This is a genomic window from Clostridium sp. LS (assembly GCF_002760435.1).
Taxonomy (GTDB): Bacteria; Bacillota; Clostridia; order Clostridiales; family Clostridiaceae; genus Clostridium.
Genome location: NZ_AUUU01000028.1, coordinates 93,076 through 108,648, shown reverse-complemented (window position 1 = coordinate 108,648; position 15,573 = coordinate 93,076). Strand labels below are relative to the sequence as shown.

Genomic DNA, 15,573 nt, shown 5'->3' with positions numbered 1-15,573 from the left:
ATTAAATTAATATTTTATTAAAGGAGGGTAGATTATGGCTAATATAGTTGGTACTATTGAATTTATTTTAAATAAGCAATGGATATCTAGCAGTTCTTTTACAAAAACAGCTATTTCAGCTTTTAACGGGAGAAGTGCGTCCTTTTTTAGAATAAATACCGACTATGGTATAAATCCATGATCTATATCTTTGAGTTAGTTAATTTATAATATTTAAATTCTAATAAATAAAGATTTTATAGGATTCAAGGTTTATACTTGAATCCTTTTTTGCTGTGTTTATTCTATATTGATTAGTTTTAATATTTGATTTACTTAAATATATTATAAAGTATATGAAAACTTCTAATGTATAATAAATTTAAATATTAACAAAATAATGACGCCTTTCTTCCATAAGTCTTTCTCTAATAATTTTCTAGTTATTTAGTACTAAAAAATTATTAGAAAAGGCTTATTTTATTTGCAAAAAATTAAGAGTAGAGATTTTGGAGGATTTAAAAAATGAATATTAATGAAAAATTAAAACGAAATATTTCAGTTAGTTATATATATAGCTTCTTGTTGCAACTGAATATTACTTCAGCTATATGGGTTTTATATTTAGGCTTTAAAGGAATGTCATTGGTTGAAATAGGGATCATAGAATCTATATATCATGTAGCTAGTGTACTTTTTGAATTACCTACGGGTGCTATTGCAGATTTGTATGGAAAGAAATTTAGCGTAATTGTCGGAAGAATTATGAGTATAATTTCTTGTATTCTTATGATTATATCAAACAGCTTTTGGGGATTTGCCTTTGCCTTTGTATTAAGTGCTGCGGCCATGAACTTAAACTCAGGAGCTGGAGAGGCTTTGGTTTATGATAGTCTCAAAGAGCTGGGAGAAGACGGAAGATATAAAAAGGTATGGGGGAATTTAGCTTCTGTTATGTCAATTGGACAGGGAATAGCAGTTTTAATTGGAGGAATTTTAGCAGATGTAAAGTTTTTATATGCATATATATTTGGAACAATCATACAGGTAGCCGCTTTAATTTCAGGATTTGGCTTTAGTGAACCGCCGGTCCCAAAAGAACATGAAGAAAAGCGGCAGGGAAATTTAATATTATCTCAATTATTTGTTAGTGGGAAGGTACTAAAAAAGAAAAAAGTGGTACTATATTTAATTTTATTTTCATCTTTGTTGGCAAGTCTTCAGACAACAGTATTTTTCTATAGCCAACAATATTTTTCAGATATGAACTATTCAAAAACTATTATTGCAATAATATGTGCAGTGAGCAGTTTAATTGAAGCAGTAAGTTCAAAATATGCTTATAGGCTCGAAGGAATATTAAATATAAAAGGAACTTTGATATGTGTATCACTAATAAATATATTTTCGTTAATGGGATTAGCTTTTAAGAAAGAATTATCTATAGTATTTTTCCTCTTAATTTCAATGACAGGAGGTCTAGCTTATACCATTTTTAGTGATTATATAAATTCAAGGATACCATCAGAATATAGGGCAACAATACTATCCTTTGATAGTTTGTGTTTCAGTATATTTATGATAAGTATATTTCCTTTGTTTGGATTATTAGCAGAAAAGATAGGATTTTCAATGACATTTGGAATTATAGCATTACTATATATTCCAGCAATAATGTTTCTAATGCTAAAGCTTGCAAAGCACAAAAATAAAGAGAATATTGGGGGAATGAAAAATGATAGAATTAGCTTTGAATAAATTACAAAAATATTATGGAGCAAATATGGTTTTAGAGGATATAACTTTTGAAGTACAGACCTCTGAAAAGGTAGGAATTGTAGGAGAAAATGGATGCGGTAAAAGTACTCTATTGAAAATAATAATGGAACTTGAGAGTTATGAAAATGGTACTATATCCATTAAAAAGAATTCTACGTTAGGATATCTTGAGCAGATGCCAGCATATCCAAGTAACTTTAAGGTAATAGATGTATTAAATACAGCTTTTGAAAAGGTAGATAGTCTACAAAAAGAATTAGAATATTTAGAAGCACAACTTTCAAAAGCAAATGAGGGTAATACGGAAAAGCTCTTAAGCAACTATTCTAAGGTACAAATCCTTTATGAAGGTTTAGGTGGATATGAAAAAGAGGAAAAATTAAGTAAAGTTTGTGCTGGGCTTAAAATTAGTGAGGGATTTAGAAGCAAGCTATTTTCGGAATTAAGCGGAGGCGAAAAAACTACAGTAGTTTTAGGAAAAATACTGCTCCAAAATCCAGATATATTACTATTGGATGAGCCTTCTAACCATTTGGATTTAGAAACTATGGAATGGCTTGAAGCATACCTTAAAGCGTATAAAGGCATAGTTATAATAGTATCTCATGATAGATACTTTCTAGATATTGTTGTTACAAAGATTATTGAGATAAAAGATATGGTTTCAAAAACCTATGCTGGAAACTATACAGCATTTGTTACCGAAAAAGAAAAACAGCTTAAACTTCAAATGGATGCGTATATACAACAACAGAAAAAAATTAAAACTATAGAGCAATCTATTGCACGGTTAAGAGATTGGGGAGCAAGAGGTGATAATGAGAAATTCTTTACAAGAGCAGTAAGTATGCAAAAGCTGTTGGATAGACTTGAAAGAATAGATAAGCCAGTTTTGGAAAGAGCTAATATGAGCATAAATGCAAATTTAGGAGAAAGATCAGGGGATAATGTGGTTATAGTTAAAGGATTATATAAAAGCTACGGTGAAAAAGTTCTTTTTAATAAAGTTGATTTATTAGTAAGAAATAAAGAAAGTGTAGCATTGATAGGGCAAAATGGTTGCGGGAAATCCACATTAATTAAGATTTTGCTTGAAGAAATTAATGCAGACAGCGGAACGGCAACTCTCGGAACTTCTGTAAAACTCGGATATCTTCCTCAAAATATAAACTTTAAAGATGAAAATAAGACTATACTAGATTACTTTGGAGAAGATATAGTAATGACGGAAGGAAAAGTTAGAGAATATCTAGCAAAATACATGTTCTTCGGAGAAATGGTATTTAAAAAGGTTAGAACTCTTTCTGGAGGGGAAAGAAGCAGGCTTAAGCTGGCTATGCTTATGTGTAATGAAATAAACTTCTTAATTTTAGATGAACCGACAAATCATTTAGATATAGATTCAAGAGAAGAATTAGAAGAAGTTTTAAAGGAATTTGAAGGTACACTTTTATTTGTATCCCATGATAGATACTTTATAAATAGTATAGCAGGAAGAGTTGTAGAATTATCTCAAGGAAACTTGATTTCTTATGATGGTAACTATGAATATTATAAAGAAAAATCAACTCAATTAAAAAGTACAATGACGGTACTGAAATCCATTAATGCTAATAAAGAAAAGAAGGTAGAAAAAGCTAAAAAAGAAAAATCATCTAAGCCTGAAAAAGCAAATAAGAATGAATTTAAACAGCAAAGATTGGAAAAGGGAATAGAAGAATTAGAACAAAGATTAAAAGGAATAGAAGAGGCAATTAATGAGAATTGTAATGATTATGAGAAAGTGAATATTTTGTACAATGATAAATTAACAATGCAACAGTTGCTTGAGCAGTTGATGGAGGAATATTTTAACTAAAACTATTAATGCACCTTGAGAGCATAATAAATTCGTCAAAATGCAAAGGTTTGACGAATTTATTTCTTACTCCATTTTAGCAACTAATAGATAAATTTACGAAAGTACTCTTAATAAAATAAATATTAATTTGACAATAATAAATAATTATAATAAAATTTATGAGTAACCCATGCAAGGATTACATTAAATTATTAAATATATGCTCCTATAGTTAAATGGATAGAACAATCCCCTCCTAAGGGATAGATGTGAGTTCGATTCTCGCTGGGAGTACCAAATTAAACTACAACCAATTTAAATAGTTGGTTGTAGTTTTTGTTGCTCTAAAGAACTATTCTTATAATGGATTAGAATATGATAGAGATATTCTTGGCTGCTTGAATTAATCAAAATAAAAAATAGGGTGCAAAATTTACCTTTTGAGATTAATTGTAATATGTAAAAAAATAAGTAAATAAAGTTTTAAAAAGGAGGAATTATAAAATAAATGAAGAATAATAAACTAGATTAGGAGTAAATAAAATCTTGTATGGGGTATAATTTGTAGAAATAAATTTTTTGTTGGGAGGGGTTAAAAAATGTTTCTTACTGAAAAAATAGCAATGAAAATAGGCAAAAATGCTAAAGTATTATTAAATGTTGATGAAGATAACGAACAAATTATTATATATGGAGCAATTAATTTACTGCAAATTATATCAGCTATTTTATGGGTGATAATTGCTGGTTTTTTACTTGGAGTAGTTTATGAAGCCTTGATATTTTCAATTACCGTAAGTGTTTTCAGAAAATATTCTGGGGGTGTACATGCTTCCTCGCCAAGTCGTTGCATTATAATAGGAACAGTTGTAGCTTCGGCAGCAGGAATTGTAACTAACAAGATATTATGTAAGCTTAATATTGCTACTATAATATCCATAAGCGTGGCAGTAATAATATTGGCTTTGATAATCGTTATAAAGAAGGCTCCCGTAGATAGTGTTAAGAAGCCAATTACAAATATTGAGATGAAGAAGCAATTTAAAAAGAAATCTATTATTACAATAGTTATTTATTCAGCTATAATTTTGGTTTTATTTATGCTAAATCAAAAGATTACAGAGATTTACTATATTAATGCAATAGAATGTATTAGTCTTGGTATACTATGGCAAACAGTTACCCTTACAAAAGGTGGAATAAGCTTATTAAACAAAGTTGACTTTGTTTTAACATATATAATTGAACGAGGTGAGAAATCAAATTAATAAAGTATTTATTGCATGATATATATTCGATACAAGATTAAATGAATTGCATATGAAGAAAGGAAATTTGTAGAGAAAATGAATATAAAGATCAATGTTATTAAATAACCTAGAGTGTGAAGAAAACTCTAGGTTATTTTAATTGATACGAAAGAAGTCGAAAGATTTTATAATTATTATACCATATTATTACAAATTATACAAATGAAGTATGATAATGTATGTGATGTATATATTGTAATTACATTATATACATTATGTGAATTATACGAGGAGGTATATAATGAAGGATGCGACGATAATGCTTAGAGTTACAATGGAACAGAAACAGGCGATTAAAAGAATGGCACGAAAGCAAGGAATGACAATTACAGAATTTGTACTTTTTAATATAATGAAATCTATAAGTAAATCAGAACTATCAGAGTTAAAGGGGGAAATTGATTTAGATCTAGAATTAAAAGAAATACAGGAGTAAGTGTTTTGTGGATAGAATGCGTGGACAAGCAATACAATATACACAACTACTTCGGTATTAACATTTGATCTATAAGGCAATGGCAGTATAAATAATATACAGAAGAATAAAAAGGTATACATTTAATTGGAGAAAATAATATTTAAGAAAACTGTGGTATAAACGCCATATAAAAGTATTCGAACAGAATATACAAAGAAAAGGGGGATTAGAAAATGAGAATTAGTGCAGATATAGGGTATAATACAACTAACTTTATCGGGCACGGTATGGAAGGGTCTTTTTCATCTACTGTAAAGGAGAAAGTACATGAATTAGAAACTGCAAAATATACGGTAGAATATAATAGTAAAACGTATTTAATAGGCAATGATGATGGATTTACTAGCATTGAGCATTCTAGAGATAAGGACATAATTTTTCATATTTGCTTATATACAGCTATAGCAGCTACAATGACTTCAACAATAGATAATAATGTTAGAGTTATAACTGGACTTCCTGCTCAGTTTTTTGCTGAGCAAAAGAATTCATTGATAAAAGCTCTTGAAAATAGGCGAGTATTTATGAAACTTAATGGAGAAAATAGAACTTTTACTATTACAAAAGTAGTTGTATTTCCTCAATCGGCTGGATTATTTTTGTATGATAAATCTTTGGTAGAAAGGGACACTTTGGTGGCAGATATCGGAGGTGGCACATTAGATATAGCATACATGAGCAATGGTCAGTTTAAGGAAGGAAGAACATATCCGTTAGGAGTAAATTCTACTTATGATATTCTTCTTCAGGAATTATGTAAGTATGGAGTAAACTATTCAAATCGTATGAAGGCAGAACAAATAATTGCAGATAAAACTATATTCGCAGACGGCAGAGAAATAGATGTAAGTAAAGATATAGATAATGTACTAAGTCTTAGAGCAGGAGAAATAATAAATGCTATAAAGCAGGCATTTCCAGAGCAATCAAAATATTCGAGGTTCGTTTTTATAGGTGGAGGGGCTTTACTTCTTAAAAATTATTTGGGGGATTACAAGGTGTTAGATGATGCACAAATGGTTAATGTAAAAACCTATGACATAATAGGTAAGAGTAAGAATGTGTAAAAAATTAAAAACTACAATAACATTAGCCCCCCATATAAAGGAATATGCATCAAAAGAGGCTAGTTCTCTTGGTTTGGATTTTTCGGCATACATAACAGTATTGATAGCTGAAAAAATGAGAGGAAGTATGCTTACTTCACCTATAAAAAATGTTTCTAGTGATGAAATTAATGATATACCTAACGAAAAAGAGAGTAAAGAAATTATAAAGATAGATAGTGAGCAGGAGAATGAAATAGATAGGCTTTTACAATGGTAGAATAGATGAAGTTTTTCATCTATTCTTTTTTTCAATTACTCTTCTAAGTTATTAATAGGGTGCAATTCATTATTAAGAGGATTAATAGCGATTTCTTTTTCAAAAGTTGCCTTGGGAGTCTCAATAACTATTCTGTAATTTTTGGTTTCATTAATTAGCTCAATATTTTCGAAAACTGCATAGCCATCCAATATACTATGTGGTGAAATTTCTGTATTTTCAAGAATATTTTCAGATGAAATATTTATATTAATGAATTCAGATTCGTCTTCGTTTATCAATGAAATTCCATTCTCATTATATTCATCTCTTATTTTAAGATTAGCTGCTAAATATGATTTATCCTTATCAATTAATTGTATTCTGGAAATATTGATAGATTTAGTTGATGTGTTCTCTATGGATAAGTTTACAATTGCTAAGTTATAATCCCTATCCTTGAAAAAACCAAAGCAGTAACTTTTGTGAATGTTATAAGATATTTTTAAATTAGGAAGAGCTTCTAGAGTATTTTTTAGTTTTATAGCTAATAAAAAAACATCTACCATGAAAAATAATAGCAGTATAAAAATAAAAATATTTGAATTTTCTTTTATAAATGAAATCATTAATAATCACCTCCTAATAGAATTTTATCACAATATTTGATTAAAAATTCAATTTAAATTAGTAACAGATGTTACAGAATTGTTGAAGAGAATATAGTAAACTCTTAATTGTCAAAGGCGAGAAATAGAAACAAGAAAATTAATATAAATATAAAGAAAAAATAGGGGGAAATTAAATATGTCAATGTTTTGTTATCAATGTCAAGAAACAGCTGGATGCAAAGGATGTACTAAAGTTGGAGTTTGCGGTAAAGATGAATATGTGGCAAAAGCTCAAGATTTATTAATATATGTAACTAAAGGATTAGCTATTGTAAGCAATGAAGGAAGAAAAGTTGGAGTTAAGGATAGTAAAGTTGATAAATTTATAGTAGAAAACTTATTTACAACAATTACAAATGCTAACTTTGATAGAGATTCTATTTTAGATAGAGTAAAGGAAACTTTAAAAGTAAGAGAAGAAATAAAAGCTAAAGTAATTAATGCTGGTGGTAAAGTTGGCGAAGTAAAAGTAAGTGGTGGTTTCTTCAAAAAAGTATTTGGAATGCAAACTACAGAAATGATTATGCCAGATGCTGCGGCTTGGACTGCTGATAATATAATAGAATTTGATAATAAGGCTGAAACTGTTGGTGTACTTGCAACTGAAAATGAAGATATAAGGAGTTTAAGAGAACTTATAACTTATGGATTAAAAGGATTATCAGCTTACATGAAGCATGCGATGAACTTAAAATACAATAATGAAGAAGTTCATGGGTTTATGGCAAAAGCATTAGCTGCTACAATAGATGATACATTAACAGCTGATGACTATGTAGCTTTAGCATTAGAAGCAGGTAAATTTGGTGTAGATGGTATGGCATTACTTGATAAAGCTAATACTGAAAGCTATGGACATCCAGAAATAACAACAGTTGATATCGGGGTTAGAACTAATCCAGGAATATTAATTTCAGGACATGATTTAAGAGATTTAGAAATGTTACTTGAGCAAACAGAAGGAACAGGAGTAGATGTATATACTCATGGAGAAATGCTTGCTGGACAGTACTATCCAAAATTCAAGAAATATAGTCATTTTGCAGGAAACTATGGTAATGCATGGTGGAAGCAAAAAGAAGAATTTGAAAAGTTCAATGGCCCAATACTTATGACTACAAACTGCATAGTTATTCCAAAGGATTCATATAAGGATAGATTATTTACAACAGGTGCTACAGGAATGCCAGGATGTGCTCATATTGAAGCCAAGGCTGATGGTACAAAAGACTTCTCAAAAGTTATAGAAATGGCTAAAAAATGTAAAGCCCCTACTGAAATAGAAAAAGGACAAATAGTTGGTGGATTTGCTCATAACCAAGTTCTAGCTTTAGCTGATAAAGTTGTAGATGCAGTTAAATCTGGTGCTATAAAGAGATTCTTTGTAATGGCAGGTTGTGATGGTAGAGCAAAATCAAGAGATTATTATACTGAATTTGCTGAAAAATTACCACAAGATACAGTTATTTTAACTGCTGGTTGTGCTAAATATAAATATAATAAATTAAACTTAGGTGATATTGGAGGAATTCCAAGAGTATTAGATGCAGGACAATGTAATGATTCATATTCATTAGTTGTTATAGCACTTAAACTTCAAGAAGTATTTGGCTTAAAGAGTGTTAATGAGTTACCTATTTCATATAACATAGCTTGGTATGAACAAAAAGCTGTAATAGTATTATTATCATTGTTACACTTAGGAGTTAAAAACATTCACCTAGGGCCAACACTTCCAGCTTTCCTTTCACCAAATGTTGCAAAAGTATTAGTAGATAACTTTGGAATTGGTGGAATTACTAATGTAGATGATGATATGAAGATGTTTATGGAAGCTTAATATTATTGTATAATTTCATAAAAAATAAAACTAAAAAACATTGGAAATCCTATAATACTAACATAATATTAATCAAATAATATGAAATCCTAGTTATTTAATATAACTAGGATTTATTTTTTGATGAAATATCTCAATATACTTAAATTAAATAATATTGAGATATTGCAATTGGTCTAAACTTAAGTGAGTTTAAAAAATTAGTTCATTATAAATCGATATTTAAACTATGTAATATATCACAAAAAATAATGCAAAGGTTACCAAATAAAATGTATGATATACATAATAGTACTTGATATTATTGCTAAATAATTTAAAATATTTAATATAAGGATAAGAGAAAGAAAGGGGTGGAAATATGGAAGTTGTTTTAGAACAATTTATTCCATCGGACAGACCAAAGAGACTTAGTAACATGCTTAAATATTTATCAATTGCGTTTGGAGTAATTGCATTAATGTTTGTTTTCGCATCACTTATTATTGGAATTGCATTAGGAATAGTAGCTTTAGCATTTTTTGCTGGCAGCTATATGATGTATATTGATTATGAATACGAATTATATAATGGTGATATTACAATAACTAAAGTATATAATGCAAGTAGGAGAAAGATAGCTCAAAAGATTAATAGGGATGACGTTAGAAGAGTTTATTTTACAGAAAGAAAAAATGCTCTTAAAAAAGGTGTGACAGCATATTATAATACTAACTTAAATGGATTAAACATATACACTTTTGAATTAAATAATAATAAAACGATACAGTTAGCGTTAAATGCTGAAATAGAAAAGATAGTGAAGATAATTTATGTTCAAAAAATGACATTATAGAATAAAGATATTGAAAATAGCAATGAATGAGAATTATTCCTTTTATATAAAAGGGGATAATTTTCTTTTTTTATAGAAAAATTTAATTAAGAAAATAAAGTTTAATGAATTCTTATGGAACTGATATCACATGTGTTAGGGTTTTATAATTATTCATTTCTATTTTGAATGTTTCAATTATGGTTTGTTTTAAATTTTTTGCAATAACTAATGGTGTTATCAGTAATAATAAAAACATAATAATTTATCAATATACAAAAAGGTATTGACACCATATATGTGGAACTGATATCATATAAGTATGAAAACGGTTTTCGAATCATTTATTATTCAGGAGGGGATATTTATGAAGGAACAGATTGTAGCAAAAGAAATTCTAGAGAATATTGGTGGAAAAGAAAATATCAAATCAGTAGAACATTGTGCAACAAGGCTTAGACTCATACTTAAAGATAAAGGGAAAATTAATGAAAAGGCAATTGAAAATATTGATGGAGTGAAAGGTCAGTTTTTTGCGGCTGCTCAATATCAAATAATCCTTGGAACAGGATTTGTAAATAAAGTTTATGATGTTATAGTTGGGCAAAATTCAGATTTAGTTACTGGAAATAACAAAGAAGAAGCTTATAGTCAAATGACATTAGTACAAAAGATTTCTAGAACTTTTGGTGATGTATTTGTTCCGATAATCCCAGTGCTAGTTGCAACAGGATTATTTATGGGATTAAGAGGGCTTATACAAAACTTGGGAATACAAATGAATGATAACTTTGTTCTTTTTACTCAGGTACTAACTGATACTGCATTTGCATTTTTACCAGCATTAGTTGCCTGGTCAACAATGAAAAAGTTTGGTGGAACTCCTGTTATCGGAATAGTAATCGGTTTAATGCTTGTATCACCTAGCTTACCGAATGCTTATGCTGTAGCAGCGGGAACAGCAACGCCAATAAATCTTTCAATACTAGGATTAACAGTTCCAGTTGTGGGATACCAGGGGTCTGTATTACCAGCATTAATACTTGGAATTATTGCAGCTAAAACTCAAAAAGCCCTTAAAAAAGTAGTACCAGATGTATTAGATTTAATAGTTACACCATTTATTACGTTATTATTTTCAATGATACTAGGATTATTAATAGTTGGACCAATCATGCATAATGCTGAACAATTGATCTTTGGAGCTATTAGAGCATTCATGGGACTTCCATTTGGAATTGGAGGTTTAATAATTGGAGGAGTTCACCAACTTATAGTAGTTACAGGAGTTCACCATGCATTAAGTGCTTTAGAAGTTCAATTATTAGCAAGTACAGGAAAAGATGCGTTTAATGCGATAATAACTTGTGGTATTGTTTCACAAGGTGCGGCAGCTTTAGCAGTAGCAGTTAAGACAAAAGATAAAAAGAAACGTTCATTATACATTTCATCAGCAATTCCGGCATTTTTAGGGATTACTGAACCTGCAATCTTTGGTGTTAATTTAAGATTTATCAAACCATTTGCCTTTGGCTGTGTAGGTGGAGCCGTTGGAGGTATGGTTGCAGCTATGCTTGGCATGGCGGGTACAGGAATGGGAATTACAGCTATTCCAGGTATGTTGTTATATGTAAATAATTTACCAAGTTATATTTTAATTAATGCTATAGCAATAGCGGTGGCATTCTGCTTAACTTATTTCTTCTTCAAACCAGAAGAATAGAAAAGATTGGTATTGAAAACTTTATATTAATGCAATCTAATTAAAATAGGTAACTCTAATAAATTGTTATAAGTGGATAGATTTAGTGAGAGAAATTTTACTTACTAGATCTTATCTGCTTATATTAAGTAAACGAAAAGCTTTAGGATATATGATTAGAAAGCTATTATGCCTAGAAATAAGTTGTTTTCAATAATATATAATAATGTTATATAATAATATTAACAAAAACTTATTTGGAGGATAATATGGATCGAAAAGTTACAATTCAAGATATTGCTAATATGGCTAATGTATCTAAGAGCAGTGTCTCTAGATATTTAAATAATGGGTATGTAAGTGATGAAAATGCAAAAAAAATAAGAGAGGCAATTGAGAAAACAGGTTTTGAAACCAATTTCTTTGCGAAAAGATTAAAAACTAAAAAAAGTGGATTAATCGGTATTGTAATTCCTAGAATTGATTCAGTTACAGTAGGTAAGTTTTTAACTGGGGTCAATAAGAAGTTAAAAGAAAATGGCTATCAGGGAATTATTTTGATTAGCGAATTGGATATGGAAAAGGAGCTCATTAATATTAGCAGCTTAAGCCAACAAGGAGTTGATGGAATAATTATTAATTCTATGGCGATTACTAAAAAGCACATCGAATTAACAAGTAAACTTAGAATTCCAACAATTTTTTCTGGGCAGAAAAACGAGTTTATTAATTATATAAAAATAGATGACTATGAAGCGGGAAAAATAATGGGAAATTATTTTAAAACTAAAGGTCATAGTAATATAGTATTCCTTGGGGTAAATGAGTGGGATAAAGCAGTAGGTGTTGATCGGAAAAATGGATTTATTGATGCTGTAAAAGAAAATAATCCAAAGTGTAATGTTGAATTTGTTGAAACAGATTTTTCTTTTAGCAGTGCATATAATAAGGCAAGTGAAGTTCTGAAATATAATCCTACAGCTATAGTTTGCGCTACTGATAATATCTGCCTAGGGGTACTTAGATATTTGCATGAAAATAATGTTAAAGTGCCAGATGAAATTTCAGTAGCTGGCTTTGGAGGATATGACATAGGAAGTGTTTTATATCCAACTCTTACAACTGTAGCTTTTGATTATGAATTAATTGGGATGAAGACAGCTCAAGGAATTTTGGATTTAATTGATGGAAAAGAGCTGGCAGAGAATAATGATACCTCTTTAAGATTAATTGAAAGGGAGAGTGTAAGAGAAGTAAATTAATATGAAAAGAGGAAGATGATGTTAAACCCAAAATCGTACCGAGAAATAAACGAAGAATTAAATAATTATTATAGTAATAAAACGAGAAACATATGGAGAAATAATTTTCATATTGAAATGCCTTTTGGGCTGATTAACGATCCAAATGGATTAAGTTATTATGATAATAAATTTCACATATTTTATCAATGGAACCCTTTTGGATGTGAGCACAAAACAAAGCATTGGGGATTAGTGACAACAAGTGACTTTATTAATTTCACTAAGCCCCAAATAATACTAAAACCAGAAGATTGGTTTGATAAGAATGGGTGTTATTCGGGATGTGGATTGGTTAAGGATGATGAACTTAAGTTGTACTATACAGGAAATGTAAAAGGATATAATGATGAAAGGGAATCATATCAGTGTGTAGCTGTATATCATAAGGATGGGACAGTTGAAAAACATGGTGTGATTATCGAGAAGCAGCCTGATGGATATACAGCTCACTTTAGAGATCCATATATATTTATGGAAGATAGTATTTATTATATGATTCTTGGAGTTCAAAATAACGATTTAAAGGGAAAAGCCTTAATCTATAAGTCAAAAGATTCTGTTAGTTGGGCATTGCTTGGGGAGTTAAAAACTAATATGCATAATTTTGGATACATGTGGGAATGCCCAAATGTTATTAAGCTTAACGAAGATAAACATGCATTAATTTTTTCACCACAAGGGCTAAATTGCGAAGAATTTAGAAATCAAAATATATATCAGTCAGGTTATGTAATCGGTGAGTTAAGCTTAAAAGATATTCAATTAAAAAACCATACTGAGTTTAAAGAACTAGATATGGGATTTGATTTTTATGCACCACAAGTATTTAACCATAAAAATAAAAATATAATGTTTGGATGGGTAGGACTTCCCGATAAGGATTTTGAGTATCCAACATCTGATTTTGGATGGATGTATTCATTGACTATGCCTAGAGTTTTAGAATATAAAGATAATGTACTTTATCAAAAACCTTTAGAAGAAATCAAGAATTTAAGACAAGCTCAAGTTTTAGATGTTAATGGATTGATTTTTGATAATTATAATTTGGATTTGGGCTCAAGATGTGCAGAAATAGTATTAAACATAGAAATGTATAAGGCTAACTTTATAGAAATGAAATTTAAGTTTAATGAGGAATATATACTATTAACTTATGATAAAATAAACCAGGTATGCACTATTGATAGAAGTAATATGAATCTTGGCGGAAGAGGAGTAAGAAGGTTTAAACTAAAGGTTTTGGAAGAATTGAAGCTAAATATGTTTATTGATAATTCTATTATGGAAATATATTACCAAGACGGACTTGAAGTAACTACATTAATGTATTTTCCTAATGAGGAACAGTTACAAATTCAAATTAGAAGTGATGACAAGATTAAAGTTAATGAGTTAAGTATGTGGAATTTAAGGAGTGTGAGATATGAGTAATAATGTCTTTTGCATTGGAGAACTTTTAATTGACATGGTTTGTGTTGATAATAAAGGCCTGAAAGATGGAGAAAAATTTGAAAAAAAGGCTGGTGGAGCCCCAGCAAATGTAGCGGCGAGTATATCTAAATTAGAAGGAAATGCTTATTTTTTAGGTCAAGTAGGGAATGATTTCTTCGGGAAACATCTAATTGAATTGTTAATGGATCTAAATATAAATACTGAAATGACTGTGGAAAATGGTAGTACAACTATTGCCTTAGTTGGAATTGATAGTAATGGAGAACGTAATTTTGATTTCCTAAGAGGCAGTGATGGAGAATATTCGTTTAGTAATATTAATTTATCAAGAATAAAAAACGCTGATATAATTCACTTTGGATCAGCTACAGGATTTTTAGAAGGGGAATTAAAAAAGACTTATTTTAAATTATTAGAATATGCAAAATCTAATAGTATCTATATATCGTTTGATCCTAACTATCGTGATGCTTTAATTACAGAAGATAAATTGGATTCATTTATTGAGGATTGTATCAAATTTATAAGAGACAGTGATTTTATTAAGTTAAGTGATGAAGAATTATATTTAATAACTAGAGAAAAGGACATAGAAGCTGGAGCTAATAAATTACATGATTTAGGAGTTAAGGTGGTAACAATTACTCTAGGTGCTAAAGGAACTTACTTAAGTGTCAAAGGTGAAAATAAAGTAATTCCTTCTATAGAAATTAAACAAGTAGATTCAACAGGTGCAGGTGATGCTTTTGTTGGAGCTGTATTAAAACAAGTTTCCGATATTGAAGATAAAAAGAATATAAGTTTTGAGAAATGGATTGATATAGTCTCATTTGCTAATAAAGTAGGTGCAATCACATGTACTAATTATGGGGCAATAGCATCAATGCCTACATTGAGTCAAATAAACAATTAAATTTTGAGAATAAAATATTTTGATAGAAGGGATTATTTCTAAGGAATTAGTAACAACCCTTCTATTTTTTTGTTCAATTTTTCTTGATTTATGATTATAGTTAATAATATAAATGAGTAAAAAGCTTATGATTTAATAATTTATATTATATGTTAACGCATTCTGAAAAGTAACAGTAAATAT

At 29.4% G+C, this 15,573-nt stretch carries 14 protein-coding genes and 1 tRNA gene; 14 read left to right on the top strand and 1 reads right to left on the bottom strand.

Annotated elements, in window-relative coordinates; genetic code table 11:
• Positions 1–34: 34 nt before the first annotated feature.
• From COL3_RS28625 to COL3_RS07430, 8 genes are all read left to right on the top strand, one after another.
• Positions 35–181: a hypothetical protein gene (locus tag COL3_RS28625; protein WP_008418781.1), complete on the top strand. Its 147-nt coding sequence runs from the start codon at positions 35–37 to the stop codon at positions 179–181.
• A 323-nt stretch (positions 182–504) separates the two neighbouring features.
• Positions 505–1,737 (top strand): MFS transporter, encoded by a 1,233-nt coding sequence (locus tag COL3_RS07460; RefSeq protein WP_008418783.1) that lies wholly within the window; start codon positions 505–507, stop codon positions 1,735–1,737.
• Positions 1,715–3,616, top strand: coding sequence for a ribosomal protection-like ABC-F family protein (abc-f, locus tag COL3_RS07455; protein ID WP_008418785.1), 1,902 nt, complete (start codon positions 1,715–1,717; stop codon positions 3,614–3,616). Before COL3_RS07460 ends, abc-f begins: the two co-directional genes overlap by 23 nt.
• 204 nt (positions 3,617–3,820) lie before the next feature.
• Positions 3,821–3,895: transfer RNA gene (locus tag COL3_RS07450), tRNA-Arg, on the top strand.
• A gap of 302 nt (positions 3,896–4,197) precedes the next feature.
• Positions 4,198–4,866, top strand: coding sequence for an accessory gene regulator B family protein (locus tag COL3_RS07445; protein WP_008418787.1), 669 nt, complete (start codon positions 4,198–4,200; stop codon positions 4,864–4,866).
• A gap of 283 nt (positions 4,867–5,149) precedes the next feature.
• Positions 5,150–5,344, top strand: coding sequence for a DUF1778 domain-containing protein (locus COL3_RS07440; protein WP_008418788.1), 195 nt, complete (start codon positions 5,150–5,152; stop codon positions 5,342–5,344).
• A gap of 215 nt (positions 5,345–5,559) precedes the next feature.
• Positions 5,560–6,453: a ParM/StbA family protein gene (locus tag COL3_RS07435; RefSeq protein WP_008418790.1), complete on the top strand. Its 894-nt coding sequence runs from the start codon at positions 5,560–5,562 to the stop codon at positions 6,451–6,453.
• Complete coding sequence (locus COL3_RS07430; protein WP_008418792.1) at positions 6,446–6,712, top strand: hypothetical protein; 267 nt, start codon at positions 6,446–6,448, stop codon at positions 6,710–6,712. Before COL3_RS07435 ends, COL3_RS07430 begins: the two co-directional genes overlap by 8 nt.
• Positions 6,713–6,747: 35 nt before the next feature.
• Here COL3_RS07430 and COL3_RS07425 read toward each other — a convergent pair whose 3' ends face one another.
• Positions 6,748–7,320 carry a hypothetical protein gene (locus tag COL3_RS07425; RefSeq protein ID WP_008418795.1) on the bottom strand — a complete coding sequence of 191 codons (573 nt, stop codon included), beginning with the start codon at positions 7,318–7,320 and terminating at the stop codon, positions 6,748–6,750.
• A gap of 178 nt (positions 7,321–7,498) precedes the next feature.
• Between COL3_RS07425 and hcp the strand changes: the two genes are divergently transcribed.
• The 6 genes from hcp to COL3_RS07395 all read left to right on the top strand — a co-directional run bounded on the left by hcp (position 7,499) and on the right by COL3_RS07395 (position 15,390).
• The gene (hcp, locus tag COL3_RS07420) at positions 7,499–9,202 is read left to right on the top strand and encodes a hydroxylamine reductase (RefSeq protein WP_008418797.1); all 1,704 of its coding nucleotides are present in this window, start codon (positions 7,499–7,501) and stop codon (positions 9,200–9,202) included.
• A gap of 361 nt (positions 9,203–9,563) precedes the next feature.
• The gene (locus COL3_RS07415; RefSeq protein WP_008418800.1) at positions 9,564–10,037 is read left to right on the top strand and encodes a hypothetical protein; all 474 of its coding nucleotides are present in this window, start codon (positions 9,564–9,566) and stop codon (positions 10,035–10,037) included.
• 346 nt (positions 10,038–10,383) lie between these two features.
• Positions 10,384–11,739, top strand: a complete 1,356-nt coding sequence (locus COL3_RS07410; protein WP_008418802.1) for a sucrose-specific PTS transporter subunit IIBC — start codon at positions 10,384–10,386, stop codon at positions 11,737–11,739.
• A gap of 248 nt (positions 11,740–11,987) precedes the next feature.
• Positions 11,988–12,980: a LacI family DNA-binding transcriptional regulator gene (locus COL3_RS07405; RefSeq protein WP_008418804.1), complete on the top strand. Its 993-nt coding sequence runs from the start codon at positions 11,988–11,990 to the stop codon at positions 12,978–12,980.
• Between the two features lie 18 nt (positions 12,981–12,998).
• Positions 12,999–14,456, top strand: coding sequence for a sucrose-6-phosphate hydrolase (locus COL3_RS07400; RefSeq protein WP_008418805.1), 1,458 nt, complete (start codon positions 12,999–13,001; stop codon positions 14,454–14,456).
• Positions 14,449–15,390, top strand: a complete 942-nt coding sequence (locus COL3_RS07395) for a carbohydrate kinase (protein WP_008418807.1) — start codon at positions 14,449–14,451, stop codon at positions 15,388–15,390. The genes COL3_RS07400 and COL3_RS07395 overlap by 8 nt, the downstream gene beginning before the upstream one ends.
• Positions 15,391–15,573 lie beyond the last annotated feature (183 nt).